13 protein-coding genes are annotated in these 16,934 nt (G+C 63.7%); 4 read left to right on the top strand and 9 right to left on the bottom strand.

Going from position 1 to position 16,934, the window contains the following annotated elements; all coding sequences use genetic code 11:
• Positions 1–8 precede the first annotated feature (8 nt).
• The 3 genes from J2808_RS10000 to J2808_RS09990 are packed head-to-tail and all read right to left on the bottom strand — an operon-like array spanning position 9 to position 3,238.
• Positions 9–908, bottom strand: a complete 900-nt coding sequence (locus tag J2808_RS10000; RefSeq protein WP_309815391.1) for a carbohydrate ABC transporter permease — start codon at positions 906–908, stop codon at positions 9–11.
• Positions 905–1,858 (bottom strand): carbohydrate ABC transporter permease, encoded by a 954-nt coding sequence (locus J2808_RS09995; RefSeq protein WP_309815388.1) that lies wholly within the window; start codon positions 1,856–1,858, stop codon positions 905–907. Before J2808_RS09995 ends, J2808_RS10000 begins: the two co-directional genes overlap by 4 nt.
• A 6-nt stretch (positions 1,859–1,864) precedes the next feature.
• Positions 1,865–3,238 (bottom strand): ABC transporter substrate-binding protein, encoded by a 1,374-nt coding sequence (locus J2808_RS09990; RefSeq protein WP_309815387.1) that lies wholly within the window; start codon positions 3,236–3,238, stop codon positions 1,865–1,867.
• Between the two features lie 248 nt (positions 3,239–3,486).
• Here J2808_RS09990 and J2808_RS09985 point away from each other — a divergent pair, with 248 nt between their 5' ends.
• From J2808_RS09985 to J2808_RS09975, 3 genes are all read left to right on the top strand, one after another.
• The gene (locus J2808_RS09985; RefSeq protein ID WP_309815385.1) at positions 3,487–4,524 is read left to right on the top strand and encodes a LacI family DNA-binding transcriptional regulator; all 1,038 of its coding nucleotides are present in this window, start codon (positions 3,487–3,489) and stop codon (positions 4,522–4,524) included.
• Between the two features lie 157 nt (positions 4,525–4,681).
• Positions 4,682–5,419: a GOLPH3/VPS74 family protein gene (locus J2808_RS09980; protein WP_309815383.1), complete on the top strand. Its 738-nt coding sequence runs from the start codon at positions 4,682–4,684 to the stop codon at positions 5,417–5,419.
• A 532-nt stretch (positions 5,420–5,951) separates the two neighbouring features.
• Positions 5,952–6,251, top strand: coding sequence for a hypothetical protein (locus J2808_RS09975; protein ID WP_309815380.1), 300 nt, complete (start codon positions 5,952–5,954; stop codon positions 6,249–6,251).
• Here the strand turns inward: J2808_RS09975 and J2808_RS09970 are convergent.
• The 5 genes from J2808_RS09970 to J2808_RS09950 form a co-directional block, all read right to left on the bottom strand.
• On the bottom strand, positions 6,213–8,528 hold the full coding sequence (locus tag J2808_RS09970) for an exo-beta-d-1,3/1,6-glucosidase (RefSeq protein ID WP_309815378.1): 2,316 nt from the start codon (positions 8,526–8,528) through the stop codon (positions 6,213–6,215). The genes J2808_RS09975 and J2808_RS09970 overlap by 39 nt on opposite strands.
• A gap of 29 nt (positions 8,529–8,557) precedes the next feature.
• Positions 8,558–10,927, bottom strand: a complete 2,370-nt coding sequence (locus tag J2808_RS09965; protein ID WP_309815375.1) for an alpha-L-rhamnosidase-related protein — start codon at positions 10,925–10,927, stop codon at positions 8,558–8,560.
• Positions 10,928–11,054: 127 nt separating this feature from the next.
• Positions 11,055–12,317 carry an ABC transporter substrate-binding protein gene (locus J2808_RS09960; protein ID WP_309815372.1) on the bottom strand — a complete coding sequence of 421 codons (1,263 nt, stop codon included), beginning with the start codon at positions 12,315–12,317 and terminating at the stop codon, positions 11,055–11,057.
• Positions 12,318–12,400: 83 nt separating this feature from the next.
• A complete protein-coding gene (locus J2808_RS09955) occupies positions 12,401–13,219 on the bottom strand; it encodes a carbohydrate ABC transporter permease (RefSeq protein WP_309815368.1) in 819 nt (272 codons plus the stop codon).
• On the bottom strand, positions 13,216–14,184 hold the full coding sequence (locus J2808_RS09950; RefSeq protein ID WP_309815365.1) for a carbohydrate ABC transporter permease: 969 nt from the start codon (positions 14,182–14,184) through the stop codon (positions 13,216–13,218). The genes J2808_RS09955 and J2808_RS09950 overlap by 4 nt, the downstream gene beginning before the upstream one ends.
• A gap of 321 nt (positions 14,185–14,505) precedes the next feature.
• Here J2808_RS09950 and J2808_RS09945 point away from each other — a divergent pair, with 321 nt between their 5' ends.
• Complete coding sequence (locus J2808_RS09945; RefSeq protein ID WP_309815363.1) at positions 14,506–15,573, top strand: LacI family DNA-binding transcriptional regulator; 1,068 nt, start codon at positions 14,506–14,508, stop codon at positions 15,571–15,573.
• A 60-nt stretch (positions 15,574–15,633) separates the two neighbouring features.
• Here J2808_RS09945 and J2808_RS09940 read toward each other — a convergent pair whose 3' ends face one another.
• On the bottom strand, positions 15,634–16,872 hold the full coding sequence (locus J2808_RS09940) for an NYN domain-containing protein (RefSeq protein WP_309815360.1): 1,239 nt from the start codon (positions 16,870–16,872) through the stop codon (positions 15,634–15,636).
• Between the last annotated feature and the right edge of the window lie 62 nt (positions 16,873–16,934).

The raw sequence follows: 16,934 nt of genomic DNA, 5'->3' as shown, positions 1-16,934 counted from the left end.
CCCAGCCCTTATCCCTTGACTGCGCCCTGGAGCAGGGCGGCGCTGAACTGCTTTTGAAGGAGCAGGAAAACGATGATGGTGGGTGCCATGAGCAGGAGTGCCCCGGCGTTGAGCAGGACGATGTCGGTGCTGTATTTGGACTGGAACGCCTGCAGCGCGCCTGCCATGGTTCGCTTGTTCGGATCGTTGATCAGGACCAGGGCCAGCAGGAACGTGTTCCAGGTGGAGAGGAACATCAATAAGCCGAGCGACGAGATGGCCGGCTTGGCCAGCGGGAGGTGGATGTGCAGGAAAGACTTCCAGGCGCTTGCGCCGTCGATGCTCGACGCTTCGGTCAGTTCCGCTGGCGTGGTGACGAAGTGCGCGTTCATCCAGAACACCGCGAAGGGCATGTTCAAACCGATCAGCGGGAGGATCAGGCCCAGCTGGCTGTCCAGCAGCCCCAGTTCGCGGACCTGTTGGTATAGCGGCACGATGGTGATCTCGTAGGGCAGCGTCAGGGTCAGCAGGAGAAGAAGGAAGAAGATCCTGCCCAGAGGTATCCGCAGGACTGCAATCGCGTACGCGGCCATGGTGGAGATCAGGAGGGAGATCGGCACCACGCCGAGGACAATCAGGATGCTCGATTGCAGCAACACGGTGATGTTTGCGACGTTCCACGCATCGATGAAGTTGTGCCATTGGGGATCCGCGGGCCAGCTCAGGCCCTGGGGGATACTTCCCTGCGGGGCCAGGGCAGCGGTGAGCATACTGATCAGGGGCACAATGGAGAAGATGGCGGCCGCCACAATGAGCATGATGCCCGGGAGCCGGCCGCGCAGCCGCGAGGACTTGGCCCGGTTGGTGCGCGGGGAAGTCGAAGACACGCGGGCTGCCGTCCTCGCTTCGGAGCTGTTGATTACTGTCATGATTCACGTTCCTGGAAGAGCCGCTGCAATGGCAGGATGATGGCGACGATGAGGATGGCGAGGACAACGGCGAGGGCGCAGGCTGCGCCGAGGCGGGCGTCGTTGAAGGCCAGGAGGTAGACCTGCACGCCCGGAACCATGGTGGTTCCGCCGGGGCCGCCCTGGGTTGCCAGATAGACGACGTCGAAGCTGGCGAGTGCGCTGATGATGGTGACCGTGACGCAGACGCCGAGCTCGCGGCGCAGTCCCGGGACCGTGACGTTCAGGAACTGCTGGATGGCGTTCGCTCCGTCGAGGCGGGCTGCCTCATACAGGGCCGTGTCGATCTTCCCGATGCCGGAGATCAGCAGCAGCGTGCACAGGCCCGTGGAGAGCCAGGTGCCGATGAAGCCGACAGCGCTGAGCGCGAAATCGAAGTCACCAAGCCAGGCCCGGGTCAGGCCTTCGAGTCCTACGGCGCGCAGGACCTGGTTGATGACGCCGTTGCTCGAGTACATCCAGGACCAGGCCACAGCTGCTGCGGCGCCGGGAATGATCTGCGGCAGGAACAGCAAGGTCCTGGCGAGGGCGCCGGAAAAGCGTCCTTCCATGGTGCGCATTGTTGCCGCTGCCACAAGCCCGAAGACGACTGGAATGACCGTGAAGAACAGGATCAGATAGAACGCGTTGATCAACGGCCGCAACAGTTCTGGTTGGGTGAAGACGTCGATGTAGTTCTGGAACCCGACGAAGGTCGAGGCGCCGATGCCGTTCCACTCGTAGAAGGAGTACTGGACGGACTGCAGGATGGCCCGGAGATTGAAAAATCCGTAGAACGCCAAGGCGGGGAGGGCGAAGAGCCATCCTGCCCAGCGGCGAAGCCGGAAGGTTGCCCTGCGGGGAAGGCGGTGCGGCCGTCCTGGCTGGGCGGTCCGGGGCGCCGCGTCATCAATACCGATTTTGGTGCTCATGGCAGGCTACTTGTCTCGGGATGCGGCATAGGTTGCCTGCAGTGCATTGACCATTGAGTTGGCGTCCGTCCGGCCTGCCAGCAGTGACTGGAGTTGCTCGGTCATCTTGGTGTTGACCTCAGGTGTGGCGTTGTTCAGCCAGTTATCGAACCCGTTGTCCGCGGCGATGGTGGCGTAACCGGCCTGGATCTGTTCGTCGATTTTCTGATCGAGCGTGACCTCTGCACCGGCTGTGGTGTTCAGGGCCGAGGGGTAGCCGGCATCGGAGGCGACCGCAGCAGCTTCAGGCGTGGACAGGAAATCCAGGAAGAGGGCGGCTGCCTCTTTGCTCTTTGACCGCGAAGCGATGGACATGGCGAGCTGGTTGTTGGTCATGCTGACCTGCGGGCTGCTGGCGTCCTTGGCCGGGAAGGGGAAGATGCCGTACTTGCCGTCGAATGATTCGGGCAGGGACTGGGTGACCCAGGTTCCGGAGACGAGGAACAGGCCTTGGCCCGCGGCGAACTGGCCGTACGAAGCGTCCTGGTTGATGGCGTTGGCATCGGCGTTGAAGTAGCCGGCGTCCGCCCACTTCTCCAGCACGGCGGTGGCTTCCTTGGCTTCGGGGCTGTCCAGTGTTGCGTCCGGCGTGCGCCAGACGACATTGAGCAGGTCCTGCGGTCCCATGTAAGTTCCCAGGAGCAGATTGAACAAGTGGCCGGTCAGTCCGTCAGCGTTGGAAGCCACAATCGGCGTGACGCCGGCATCCTTTGCGGACTTCAGGGCCGTTTCGAACTCGTCAACGGTGGTGGGGATCTTATCCAGTCCGATCCGTTCTGCCAGTTCCCGGTTGTAGAACACACCGACGAGGGGGCCCGACGCTCCACCGCCCTGGTAGAGGGAGCCCGAACCGATACCCCCTTCGGATACACGTCCGGCAGCCAATGCGGAGGAAGGAATTTCTTTCTCCCACTCGAATTTGGCAGCGCAGGCATCCAGGTTGGTGACCAGTCCGTCCTTGACAGCTCCAATGAGATCGTTCGGGATGGCGAGGTCAGGGGGATTATCGGACGCGAGCAGGCGGGGGAGGACCGTGTTGTAGTTGTTGTCCGCCTCAGTCTGGAGCTTCACGGTGATCTTGGGGTACTCCTTCATGAACGCATCGGAAAGGGACTGAGCGTACTCAGCCGTTCCCGCGGCGGTGAAGAACGTCAGGCTGGCGTCGGCGTCCGAGGCGGCCTGGGTGTCGCAACTAAATTCTTTGGGTGTCGCTTCCGACGGGGCGGCACCCGGGCCGCTGCACGCGCTCAAAGCGAAGGCTCCAACGATTGCCAGGGTCAGAAAACGTCCGGCAGGGTATCGCCATGGGTTCCGGGCGGCGGAGAGAGATTTCAGCATCATTGCTCCTGTTAGCGGTAGGGGGATTCGGATGGCACCTGCTGATCCACATGAGCTGGTGGTCAGGCCCAGTCTCACGGGGTTTGGCTTGGAGGACCGGAAGCGCTTCCGACAACCATGATGGCAGAACCCCGATTGTGACGCAAGCAACATGAAATGAACCCGGCCCCAAGGTGTATAGGCTGCAACTGGTGGATGCCCCGGGGCCGGGAACTATGGATGGAAGGGCTTCCATCAAGTACGGTGTAGTCATGGATCCCACGCGACCGCAGATGACACTTGCTGATATTGCCCGGCTGGCGGGTGTGGGATCCGCGACAGCCTCCCGAGCGCTCAACAACGACAAGGGAGTCTCTGCCCAGACCCGGCAGCGGGTCCTGAACGTCGCCGCCCAGTACTCTTACGTGGTGTCCCCGGAAGCAGTGCGCCTGGCCAAGGGCAAATTGGGCAGGGTGGCCGTTGTTGCGCCGCACCTTTCCCGCTGGTTTTTCGGTGAAATGGTTGAGGGCATTGAAACCGTGTTTCGGGACGCCGGAATCGACGTTTTACTGTACTTCGTGGGCAGCCTCGAAGACCGGCGGGCATTCTTCGAGAAGCTCCCGGCCCGCCGAAAAGTTGATGCAGTGATTGTTGTCGGTTTCCCCGTCGAGGAAGCCGAACGGGCGCGCCTCGAGCTCCTCAATGTGAACATCGTCGCGGCCGGCGGCCAGCACGAGGTCTACCCCAATGTGTGCATCGACGACTACCGGGCCGGCCGGCAGGCCATGGACCACCTGCTTTTCCTTGGTCACCGGCGCATCGGGATGATCGAGGCAGTCGATCTGGACCAACCCACGGAACCATCCGGACGGTCGTCGGCCTACCGGGAGGCGCTGAAGGAGTCCAAGCTTCCCCTCGACCCTGAACTCGTTGTTTCCGCACCTTGGGGCGGCGAGCAAGGTGCCCAGGCGATGGATGCCCTGCTCAGCCTGAAAACACCGCCAACAGCGGTATACGCCCATTCTGACGAAGTGGCAGTCGGCGCCATGCGAAGCATTCGGCGGGCTGGCCTGCGGATTCCGGAGGATATTTCGATCGTCGGTATCGACGACCACCCCGTCGCTTCCCTCGTAGACCTCACCACTATCAGGCAGCCGGTGCGCAGCCAGGGCGAGCTCGCGGCACAGATGGTGCTCGCGCTCCTGGAGGGAAAAACCCTCCCCGAACGGGAGATCACCGTCTCCACGCAACTGATCGTGCGTTCCACCACGGCACCACCCCGCCAGGACCCCTCCCAGATCTCGTCGTAGGCGCCTGCCCGCTGCGAACCACCTGCCCGCTGCGCACCACCGGGCAGCGTGACTCCGGCGCCCTGGTGTAAACGCAAGCGGACGACGGTGGGACGTTCCGCCGTCGTCCGTTCAAGTTCCCATTGTGGTGGCCGCCCAACAGGGCCACCATGATCGTATGAACGCTGAAACACCGAAGGCGTCGGAACTGAATCTTCCCCAGGCCTTCCTCCTTCTGGCAACGAATGACACCACCGGCAAACCTGATGTGCCGGTGTTCGCACTCAGGACCACAGTCGCCGGGGCAATACTGGCTGAGCTGGACCTGCTCGGGGCCATCGAACTGCAGGGCAGGCGGGTCAAGGTCACGGACGCCGCCCCGACAACGGACTTCCAGCAGGAGCTTCAAGTCATCCGCGGAAAATCCCGCCCCCACAGTCCCAAGGGGTGGGTGGGCATCCTGGAGGGGCGCGCCGAAGTGCAGCGTGTCTACGAGGGCATGGCGTCGCTGGGCATCGTGGAACACGTCGGCGAAAAGCATCTGGGCCGGTTCCGGGCCGTGCGGTACCCGGAGAAGGACCATGCCCCGGAGGCTGCGCTCCTGGAGAAAATCCAGAAAGCATTGAGCGAGCCGTCCGAACTCGAGGCGCCTGATACGACGGTTCCGATCGATGCCTCCGTTGCGGGGGTGCCTGACGCCGGTGCCCCCGGTGCCAAGCCTGTTTCCAAGGGTCCCGACGCCAGGACCATCGTGCTGATCGCCCTGCTTCAGGCCGCCGGACTGCTCGGCAAGCTCTTCCCTGCAGCCGATCTGACCGCGGCAGATGAGCTGGCGAAGGACTACTGGCCCACCCGCGCGGTGGAGGACGAACTTCGCCTGATCAGGCTGGCGGAGCAGGAAGCCGCAACCTTGTGACATGCCCGAAACTGCCAAGCGCGAAAGGCTTGGTCCGAGGTTGCCGGGGGCATCCCCGGTAACGTCCCAGTAACGCCGTTTGGATAATTTCGAGAACAGCTGATTCCAGCAGGATATCGAGGGACAAGCTCGTTATCCTGCGTACCGACGTCCTGGCCTCACGGACATCAAGTTCCAGGACGTCGTCTGCAGCACATCTCTACTCGGCGGTTGCTCGAACGAACGGAAACACGATGGCATTCAATAATGTCGGGCATTATTTTCTCCGTAATGGTCATAGCGTGTGGCTCAGCATCTCCTTCCAGAATGGGGCGGACCATGGGGCGCAATGGATTCAGGCGGATCCTAAACCATTCGACACTTTTCCAACCCCGTCCGGGATCACCCAGCTTGAGACGGGCCATTTCCAAAAGCGGTTTACCTACACAAACGGCGGAACTCTCTGGCAGTACTTTGTCCTAGTGGAGAACACCGCTGCGCCGGGTTGGAATCACACCTGGTTCAGTCTTCACGGCGGAGGGAATGCGTAAAAATGGACGCGAAAAACATGTTGATAATTCAGGATGCCTCCGGCGAAATAGTCGCGGCCCAAGTCGTGGATCCTGCTGACAGCGAAATCCACACGTTCATCAGTCCAGCTGAGCCGGGGCATACGTTAAGTGAGGTCGCTGAAGTCCCTGCGGAAATCGCCGACCTTGCTAATCCGGAGGAATTTCAACGGGCCATTACCGACTACGTCCGTGCTGGGTACGCAAAAGTCAGGCAAACCAGCGCCGACGAACTCAAAGACGCACTACTTACCGCACGTACTGCTGACCCGGAACCGGGCTGAGAGCATCTGCGGGTCGCGGGAGTGCCGGCCCACCAGCAGTTCGAAGCTTCCCGGCTCCACGATGCGTTGGCCGTGCTGGTCCACGATCGAGCATGAGCGGGCAGGGACAGACAGGTCCACCTCCACCGACTCGCCGGGCATTACCTGGACCTGGGTGAAGGACTTCAGTTCGCGTTCGGCCCACGTCACGCTGGTCACGGTGTCCGCCACGTAGGCCTGGACGGTCTCGAGGGCAGGGCGGGTTCCCGTGTTGGTGAGCGTCACCTTCGCTTCCACGCGGCCATCGGCCGTGACGGTTTCTGAGATGACCCGGAGATCGGTGTAGTCGACAGTGGTGTAGCTCAGGCCCTCGCCGAAGGCGAACAGCGGGTCCTGGGACAGGTCGGCATACCGGTCACCGTGCTGGCCGCGGACCTGGTTGTAGTAGATCGGCAGCTGTCCTGCGTGGCGTGCAAACGAGATGGGCAGCCTGCCGGCCGGTTCGATCAGGCCCAGGACGAGCTCAGCAACGGCCCGGCCGCCCTGCATGCCCGGGTTGAAGGCTTCGATGATGGCGGCGGCATCGAGGACTGCCTGTGGCAGGACCGAGGGCTTCGACTGCACCAGAACCAGGACGACGGGCACGCCCGTTTCCACGAGCCGTTCCACCAGCTCGATCTGGCCGCCCTGCAGTTCGAGGGTCGCCGTCGATTTGGTCTCGCCGGCGAGGGCCACGGTGTCACCGATCACGGCGACGACGTAGTCAGCGTCGCGTGCTGTGGCCACTGCTTCCTGCAGCATCTGTTCGTCCGTGCCTGCCGGGACGAACAGTGGCGGCCGCGGCTGGCCGTCGACGTACGTGGGACCTGCCGGGTCCGGCACGAGGTGACCGATGTCGGCTCCCCTGGCGTGGCTGACAGTCCAGTCTTCAGGTGCGATGGCGCGGAAGCCGTCCAGCACGGTTGAAGTCAGGTGCCGGGGGTGGCCGTCGGGCAGCCACGGCACCTGGCCGGACGCTCCGGCCCAGTCGCCCAGCTGGGCGTGCTGGTCATCTGCATTCGGGCCGATCACGGCGATGGTCCTCGGGCGGCCGGTTCCGGCGGCCCTGCCGTTCCCGGAGGCATTCAGCCCGCCCTCGAGCGGCAGGGTGCCGTCGTTGGTGAGCAGGACCAGTGATCGGCGCGCCATGTCGAGGTTGATGGCGGTGTGTTCGGGGGACCCGATGACCTTTGCCTGCTGTTCGGCGTCCGGTACGCGGGGGTCCTCGAAGAGTCCCAGTTCGAATTTCAGGGTCAGCAGCCGGCGGACGGCATCATCGATCAGGCTTTCGTCGAGATCGCCGCGCCGGACGGCTTGCTGTGCTCCGTCGAAGAACTGGGGAGTGGTCATCACCAGGTCGTTGCCGGCTTCCACGGCGACAGTGGCGGCGTGGACGTAGTCCTCGCAGACCTTTTGCTCCCACACCATGCGGCCCACGTTGTCCCAGTCGGTCACCAGGGTGCCCGTGAATCCCCACTCGCCCCTCAGAACTTCGTTCAACAGCCATTTGTTGGCCGTGATCGGTACGCCGTCGATGGCCTGGTATCCCAGCATGAAGGTGCGGCATCCCGCTTCCACTGCTTCCTGGAACGGAGGCAGGAACCAGGACCGAAGCTTGCGCCGGCTGAGATCTGCTTCGCTGGCGTCGCGGCCGCCCTGGGTTTCGGAGTACCCGGCGAAGTGCTTGGCGGTGGCAAGTATGGCGGTGGGGTCGGTGAGTCCGTTCCCCTGGTACCCGCGGATCATGGCTTTCCCGAGTGCCCCGATAAGGTGGGGGTCTTCGCCGAAGGTCTCGTTGACCCGGCCCCAGCGAAGGTCGCGGCTGATGCACAGCACGGGTGAGAAGGTCCAGTGCAGGCCGGTGGACGCGACCTCCACTGCCGTGGCACGGGCTCCACGTTCCACCAGAGCCGTGTCCCAGGTGCACCCCATGGCCAGCTGGGTGGGGAAAATAGTGGCGCCGGGCCAGAACGAGTGCCCGTGGATGCAGTCATCGGCCATCAGGAGCGGGATCTGCAGGCGGGTGGTCAGGACAAGCGTGCGCGCTTCATGGATGCGTTCGGGTGAAGCATGCAGGAGTGACCCTACAAGTTTTCCTGTCACCAGGTCCTCGAGGTCGCCGCGCGCGTCGAGCTGCAGCATCTGCCCCACTTTCTCCTCCAGGGTCATCCTGTGGAGAAGGTCCTCGACCCGTGCCGGGATGGGCAGTGCCGGGTTGGTGTACGGGGCTGTGCGGAGGTCACTCTGCGGGGAAGTCATTGTTGGTGTCTTTCTGTGAGGCAGGGCGGTCAGAGCGTGAAGGTGAGGGTCCGATGGGCGACGTCGATCTGCTCGGTTACGTCGAAGGCTGCGGCGGGGTGCGTGAGCTCCACCGCCGGGGGAGCCGTCACCGTCACCGTGCGCGTGCTGCCACTTCCGCGCGTCCAGTGGACCGTGATCAAACCGTGCGGGGTGGGCACGGTGCCCTGGGCCCAGTCGAGGTGGCTCGGTGCCGGGTCAATGGCGGCGGCAGTGAAGCCGGGCGCGGCAGGGCTGACGCCGAGGATGTAGCGCGGAAAATGCTGCAGGGGAACGCTTCCCCAGGCGTGGCAGTCGCTGCGGAGGCTTACCGTGTCCTCGGCCCAGGTGGTCAGGTTCATCGCGAGCATGTCCTGCCACGGCGTCCAGTCGATTCGCTCGTCTGCTCCGGCCTGGCGGAGTGCGTCGAACAGATCGAGTGCCGTCGCGTAGGAGCAGGGTGCCAGCTCCGTGTCGGCTGTGGCGCGACGGAGAAGATCGGCTGCTTTGGCACCGGTCACAGCCCCGGCGAGCACCGCCCACACCTGGGCGTGGACGCTCTGCGGCTGTCCACGGTCGGTGTCCCGGAAGTATCCTGTGGCGTCGTCCCAGGCAGGGCCTGATGCGGTGAGATCTGCCAGGGCGTTGGCCCGGGACAGGTATTCATGGGAGAGTCCGTGCCTGCCGCAGAATTCAGCGATGGAGGCGGCCGCCCTGAGCGCAGCGATGTACATAAAGGTCGCGATGGTGTTGGCGCGGCGGGGGCCCAGCTCCGGCACGCCCCTGCTCAGGCGCCAGGCATCGGTCCAGTCGACGAAGTTCCACACGGGGCCATCGTCGTCAGGAGAAAGGACGAAGCCATCGGCGGCGAGCCGGTCCTCGAAATAGCCCAGCACGGCGTCGATTCTGCCGATGAACCGTTCAGTGAAGGGCCGGTCGCCGACGTAGGCGACGTGGTCTGCGACCATCCTGACCCAGTAGAGCGAGAATCCGGGGATGAATTGTGGCTCGACACTGGGTGCGCGGCTTTCCGTCAGGCCCATGGGGTCGCCTGAGGCAGCGAAGTCTTCGATGGCCCGCCTGATCAGCCGGTCATCCGCTGAGAGATGGAGGGAAAAGAGTGCCTGGGAACGGGTGTCCATGGCGTACTGCAGCTGTTCGTAGAAGGGGCAGTCCTCAAACGTCTCGTGCATGCAGTTAAGCAGCGTCCGGACGCTGACATCCCACAGCCTCCGGTCAACGTCCGACGACGAGGCGAAGGTTCCGCTGATGGGCAGAGGATAGTGCGTTCGGGTGGCCGTCAGCTGCCGGACCAGCACGGCGGCGTCGGCGGTGATGATCCTCAGCCGCAGGAACCGGAACGTCCTGAACCAGAAAGGGGAGTACCGCTCCGGGCGTTGCCGTGTTCCGGAACCAGCGACGACGTAAGTGTCGGGATCGCCGTACAGGTCGCCGTCGACGTGATCGGCACGATCAGCCTTGCGCCGCAGCCATGGAACCTCGGCAGGAGGCTGCTCGTAGCATTCGGCGGCGGTGATTTCGAGCCGCGCTCCCCGGCCGGCTTCGACCGCGACGGACAGGAACGCCGTCATCAGGTAGCCCGCATCGAGGTCGACGCTGACGTCGCTTCCCGCTGGAATCTCGACCGCTTCTCCGCGCAGGAGCGCCTCCCAGTCTGTCGCCGGGTCCGAGGCGGTGGCAATGCCGGCCACCGGGACGGGGTCCAGCGTCAGATGGGGGATGGGCCTGCCCGCGAGAGCCGGCCGGGGAACAGCGCTGAACGGCTGCTGACTGTCCAGGACCGGAGTGAACCAAGCGGCATCGTCGAACCATGCAGCCAGCCAGTCATGCTGGCTCGTTTCGCCGTCAACGGTTTCCTGAATGCCGAGGAAGACGGTGTTGCTGCCCTGATGGAAATGGCGTCCGCTCACTGGCCGGCACTTCCAGGCCGCCGGCGTGGACAGATCGACACCGGCGATGGTTCCACGGACCAGCAGGCCTGGCCGGCCCGTGCGCGGAACGGACGCGTTACCCAAGGCAGAAGCCGTGTAGGACACCACATCGATCCCCAGGATGTTCTCACCGGGCGAAAGGTGCGGCCCGACGTCCACCGTATCGGCGAACCATGTTCCCCCGGAGGGTTTGGCGGGCCCTGCGGCCACCAGTTCACCATTTACGGTCAGGCGGTAGCGGGAGTCGGCAGCGATGTGCAGCGGGGCAGGCGCATTCACGAGATCGTCGATCCGGACCCGCGCGCGAAACCGCATGGAGGTGGCGACACTGTCACCGTTCTCTACGGATTCCAGCGGGAGGCCGAACCACGGGCCATCCAGGTCCGGGCTGGTGCGGCCGTCGTCGTGGATCAATTCGGGACTTTTCATTGCTGTGGACTCATCACGGTGGTGTCGAGGGATGGAGTACGGACGCAGGGGGCGGCGTTCATCGACGATGAACGCCGTCCCCTTTGGCCTTTGCTTACTTCAACGCGTGCTTACTTCAGCGCGTGCTTTACTTCAGCGCCCCAGTGAAGGCTTCCTGCATGAAGGTCAGGACGTCCTTCGGGGTTTTTGAGCCGCCGAGCATTTCCTGGATGCCGGTCAGGTGCAGGTTCTGGACCTGGGGTGAGGGCCAGTCAACGTCCGGGAAGGGAACCGTTTTTTCGTCCTCGACGAACGGGATCTCGAGCTTGTTGATCTCGTTGGCTTCGATCGCGCCGTTGGGTGCCACGCCGAATTTGTCGGCGTTCATCGCGCTGCCTTCCTTGCTGGCGAGGAACGCGAGGAACTTCTTGGCGCCGTCGGCATTCTTGGCCTTGGCGTTGATGCCCCAGCCCACGCCGAGTCCGAAGGCCAGCCGTGTATCGGCTGCAGTGTCAGTGGCCGGAAGTGGTGCCAGCTGTACGTTCAACGCGGGGTTGGCTTTCGTCATGGAGTTGGCCATGGTTGAAATCTGGATCGCACCCAGGGCCCGGCCGTCGGCCACCATGGCGGTCTGGTTGTCAACGGAGGTGCCCAGGGCGTCCTTGTTGAAGCAGCCCTTGTCGAACATTTCCTTGTACTTGGTCATGGATTCGAGCCACTTGCTGTCCTGGAAGGTCGCTTCCTTGTTCAGCTGCTTCTGGTTGAAGTCCGGCTCCTGCGAATAAACGTCCGTGGCTGCCAGCGCGTACGTGACCAGCTGGGTGACCCACTGCGTCTGTGCGCCCAAGGCGTAGGCCACCTTGCCGGCCTTCTGCGCATCGGCGCAGAAAGTCAGGACTTCGGAGTAGGTGGTGGGGATCTTCAGGCCGGCGTCCTGCACGGCCTTGGCGTTGTACACACCACCCAGGGTGTTGGCCGTGGCCACGTCCGTGAACATGTACCGCTTGTCCTCATAACTGGTCGCGGAAGTGGTGGACTCGGGCTGTGTGGCCGCCCATCCCTCTCCGGAGAGGTCGGCAAGGTAGCCGTTCTTGGCCAGTGACCGGACTGCGGTGGCGTTGCCGCTGCCGGGGAAGACGTTCAGGACGTCGGTGGCCGTCCCCGCGGAAAGGCGCGTCCCCATCTGCTGGTTGTAACTGTCGGTGGGGATGATCGTGTATTCGATGGTCAGGCCCGGGTTGAGCTCATGGAACTTGTCCGCGATTGACTTCCATTTGTCGTCGGAGCCCGAGAGCCGCGCGACCGTGATGGTCCCGGAGCTGGCCGCCGGTGCATTTGAGGAACATCCCGTGAGGGTAATGCCGACGGCGGCGATCGCGCCGATGGCGGTAAGTACTGACTTGTGACGCATGGTTCTCCCTTGAAGTGCGTGGAGCGGGGTGGATAAACGATGGGTATAGCTGGCCGTGCGGTGACGCCTCGTGCGTCGCACGCTCAACCCTTCAGGCCTCCGGCGAAGCCCTTGATGATGCTTCGCTGCAGGAGGAAGTAGAAGATCAGGAGTGGGATGACGCCGATGATGAGGGCGGCGAAGATGGTGCCCCACTGGTTCACGTATTGACCGGTGAAGGAGTAGATGGCAATCGGGATGGTGTTCGTCCCGCTGCCGGACAAATACAGCAGCGGGGTGAAGAAGTCGTTCCACACGGTGATGGTGTTCAGGATGACCACGGTGCCGGTGATGGGGCGCATCAGCGGGAAAACGACCTGCCAGAACACGCGGAACGGGCTGCCGCCGTCGAGCGTTGCGGCTTCCTCGAAGTCAAGCGGCAGGGACCGCAGGAACTGAACATAAAGGAAGATCGAGAAGGGCATCTGGGAGCCGACGTAGATGATCACAAGGCCCCAGATGGACCCGATGAGTTGGAGGTCACGGAACGTGGTGTAAAGCGGGATGAGCGCGAGCAGCCCCGGGATCAGGAGTCCGCCGAGGAAGAAGGCGAAGGCCAGCTTGGACCACGTCCGGGTGATGCGTGCCAGCGGGTACGCCGCGGCGGCGCTGATTACCACTATCAGGAACACCGACAGCACCGTGATGACGATGTTGTTGACCATGGCCGGACCGAGGCCTCCGCTGACCCACGCCGTCACGAAGTTGTCGAAGGACGGGTCGGAGACAGGGGCCAGGGACGTGGTCACACCGCCGGATTTGAGTGCGGTATTCAGCAGCACGTAGACAGGTGCGGCGAACAGGAGTGCCACCAGGATCATGGCGGCCTCGAGGGCGCCCGTTTTGAGGGTGTAGCGCTTCATTTGTCTTCTCCTCGGCGGAGCAGGGTGAACTGGATGAGGGAGGCAACCGCGACGAAGGCGGTCAGCACGAGTGTCAGGGCGGTGCTGTATCCAAAGAGCTGGAACTGGAAAGCGTCCTTGTAGGCGATGGTGCTGAGGCTCTCGGTGGCGCTGCCGGGACCGCCCTGGGTCATGATCAGGACCTGGTCGAAGAGTTTGAGGCCGCCGATGAGCGAGAGCATCAGGTTGATGGTCATTGCCGGCGCCAGCAGAGGCCGCGTGATGTTCCAGAACGTCTTGAAGGATCCGGCGCCGTCCAGGCCGGCCGCCTCGTAGATGTCCTCGGGGATGCTCTGCAGGCCTGCCAGGAAAATCACCATGGAGTAGCCGGCGAACTGCCAGACCACCACCGAGATGATGGCGGGCAAGGCCAGCTGCGCATTGCCGAGCCAGTCCTGCGCAAGGAAGTCCAGGCCAACCGCCCGCAGTGCCGTGTTCAGCGCTCCCTGCGGGGAGAGGATGTACTGCCACAGGTTGGCGACCACCAGGGGAGTCACCACGGCGGGGGCGAAGAACAGCACGCGGAGCCAGTTGCGGCTCTTGATTGCTGAGTTCACTCCCAAAGCTAGGAGCAGGCCGATGAAGTTCTGCACCACCATGATCCCGACGGCGTAGAAAGCCGTGTTCATGATCGACGCGCCTGCAGCCGAATCCCTGAACACCCGGAAGAAGTTGTCCAGGCCGACGAATTCGAACTGGGGTGACAGTCCGTCCCAGTCGGTCAGCGCATAGAAGGCGCCCCGCCAGCTGGGGATCACCACAATGAGCGTGAAGACCGCGAGGGCCGGCAGGAGGAACCACCACGGCGCCCTCGTGCCGGCTCCGCCCCTGCGGGCCCGGCGCCTGCGGGGCACCTCAGGCCCTGGCTGTGTTGTCGCAGGACCTGACACCCAGTTCAGGGGGCCGGCGAGTTCGCGTTGCGTCATCGCATTTCCATTCTCTTCGTCGAGGACGTCCCGCTCGCTGGCGGGGGTGAAAGCCTATGGTGTTGAATCGTTTCATTGGCAGGACTGGCCTGTGCCGAAACTCTTCGCTTCTTCAGGAATTCGTGTTGTCCGGTGGCTACTTGCGGATAGTACGTTCTACACATGATGTTCAGCGTGGAGCGCTTTTTTTTGTAGTACGTTATACACTTTCTATAGCGTAGATCACAAAGTGCGGGTTTGCCAAGGGGCTTAGGCTTCTAATGCGATAAGAAGGGTGTCCGGCATGGATACAGCGTGGATGCAGCCGAGAGGAAAAGCTCTATGAGCAAGGGTTCTGCGGATAAGAGGCCCACCATTGTGGATGTCGCCCGGCACGCGGGCGTCTCTACGGCGGCGGCGTCGAAAGTGCTCCGCGACGCCTACGGTGTCAGCCCCGAGATGAAGGCGAAAGTCCAGGCCTCCATGAAGTCCCTGGGCTACCGGCCGTTGGCCTCGGCCCGCGGCATGCGCGGACGAACCCACACCGTGGCTGTGGTCGTGGCCGATCTGCACAACGAATTCTCATCGCTGCTGGTTGAAGGCATCAGGAGGGAATGCGAGCGGCAGAAGTACCGGTTGCTGGCTGCCCCGGCGGGCTCGGGCAAGGATGCCCAGGACCGGATGGTCGAGGACCTCGTTGACCGCGGAATGGACGGGATCATCCTCATCTCTCCCCTCGGAACCGACGAGGAACTGGAAACCGTGGCCAAGAACGTGCCGATGGTGGTCCTTGGCCGCCACGGCTCCAGCCCGGACCTTGATTCCGTGGCTGCCGACGACTTCACAGGCGCAGGCCTTGTGGTCGATCATCTGGTGGGGCTCGGGCACCGGCGGATCGCATACGTCAACCACACAACTGACGGGAAGAATGATGCGCGGCTCCCCGAAGAAGTCCGGGTCCGCGGTTACGTCGACGCCATGATCCGCCATGGCCTGGGCGACGGGATCGATATTGTCCAGTCGCAGTGGAGCCAGGAGGGCGGCGAAGAGGCGGGCAAGCTGATCTTGTCCCGGCCCGACAGGCCCACCGCTGTGTTCGCCGGCTGCGATGTCGCCGCCTTCGGAGTCCTGACTGCTTTGTGGGGTGCAGGCATCCGCGTGCCGGACGAGCTGTCAGTGGCTGGCTTCGACAACATCTTCACCTCCTCGCTGGCTCCCATCTCGATGACCACCGTTGATCAGTCCGGACTGGACATGGGCGTCGCAGCCGGCCGCCTCCTGCTGGAGCGCGTGGGAGGCCGGACGGACGCCGTGAACACGGTGCTTCGGCCAACGTTGGTACCGCGGGAGACCACGGCGGCGCCGGCGGCGACCGGGAAGGTCCTCAATCTCGCCCGCGACGACGCCTGACAAGACACAAAGCAAACGCACGACGGCGGGAGGTCCCGGCGTCGTGCGCTTCACCTTGGGTCAGTTCTCCAGTAACCCGCCGCTGGCCCAGCGCCGCACCGCGAGCTTCTCGGCGGAGTCGAACTCCAGCAGCGCCACCCGGCAGAGTTCCTCCACATTCGCGGTCCACGCTGCCGCCAGGCCCTCCGGCGTCGCCTCGTCATTGATCGGGAAGTTGACGTAGGCCAGGCCTTGCAGGACAAAGCTCACGGCGTTGCGGGAAACGGGCTGGTCCGCATTGACGCAGTCGTCCCGCACCTGCCGGGACAATTCGGTGCGGTTAAGGGGATGCTCGCGGAGCCTGGCCGCCATGGCATGGAACATCTGCCGGAACTGGGCTGCGGAGAGTGCCGGCACATCCGTGACCCTGGTGACCTGCTCCTCGATGCCCGGCTGGAGGTCGGCGGGCGCCGGCAGATCCTCGCTTGAAAACCGCTTGCCGTCCCAGACCCAGCCGCCCTGTGCCGGGGAGTACTCCACGGCCTGGCCGATCTGGGACACCCAGGTTCCGAACTTTCCGAAGCCGGCCCAGTCTGTCTTGAGGGAAGGCTCTGCCGTCAGCGCCCGGTGGGCCGCCATCGCGCCCACCACCGGTCCCGGAGCGGCGCGGACGAGTTCGAGGACCTCACGGATGGCCGGTGATGCGGCCTTGGCCTTGGTCTTTGCCTTCGTTGTGGCCGGGGCATGCTCATTGCCGGACGCCACCGCATGAACAGGTTCCACCGTTGTGCCGTTGAGGATCGCGACGAAGTCGTGGGACTCCACCACATGGTCGGCCATCTCCCGGTAGGCGAAAGCCACGGCACCGGCAGCAATTACCGTGGTCATCCGGTCAGCGGCCCGGAACCGCTGGATGAGGGAGGTGAAATCGGCATCGGCCGAGGCGATGAAGAATTCCTCGATGCCGACATTGCCGGACAGCGCGTCCATGGCATCAAGCACCAGGTTGATGTCGGTGCTGCTCTTCCCGCGCTGCGTCAGCGACGGGCAGTCGATCACGCGGAAACCGGCGCGCGTCCAGTAGGTCCGGTACTTCGAGTACACCACAGGGTTCAGGTAGCAGTTGCGGATCAGGAAGCGGCGGGTGTCCTCGCCGGAACTTCCGGCCGACAAAGCGTCCGCCCAGTGCTTCGGGTCTTCGGCAAAACGCTTCGCCGCGAGTGGATCGAGGGCCTGCAGACCGGTAAAAACGTTGTCGAAATCAACAAACATCGCAGCACGGATGCCGGGCCTGCGGGACGGTGGGAGCGCCTCATTCATTGGCCCAGTGTGCCAGTATCGTCGCGTTCCGGCGACTGTGCTTCTCCCGCGACACGGGGAAC

The sequence above is a fragment of the Pseudarthrobacter sulfonivorans genome, from assembly GCF_031454915.1.
GTDB classification, from domain to species: domain Bacteria; phylum Actinomycetota; class Actinomycetes; order Actinomycetales; family Micrococcaceae; genus Arthrobacter; species Arthrobacter sulfonivorans_C.
Note: the sequence above shows the minus strand (reverse complement) of the source record. Positions and strands in the feature narration are given on the sequence as shown.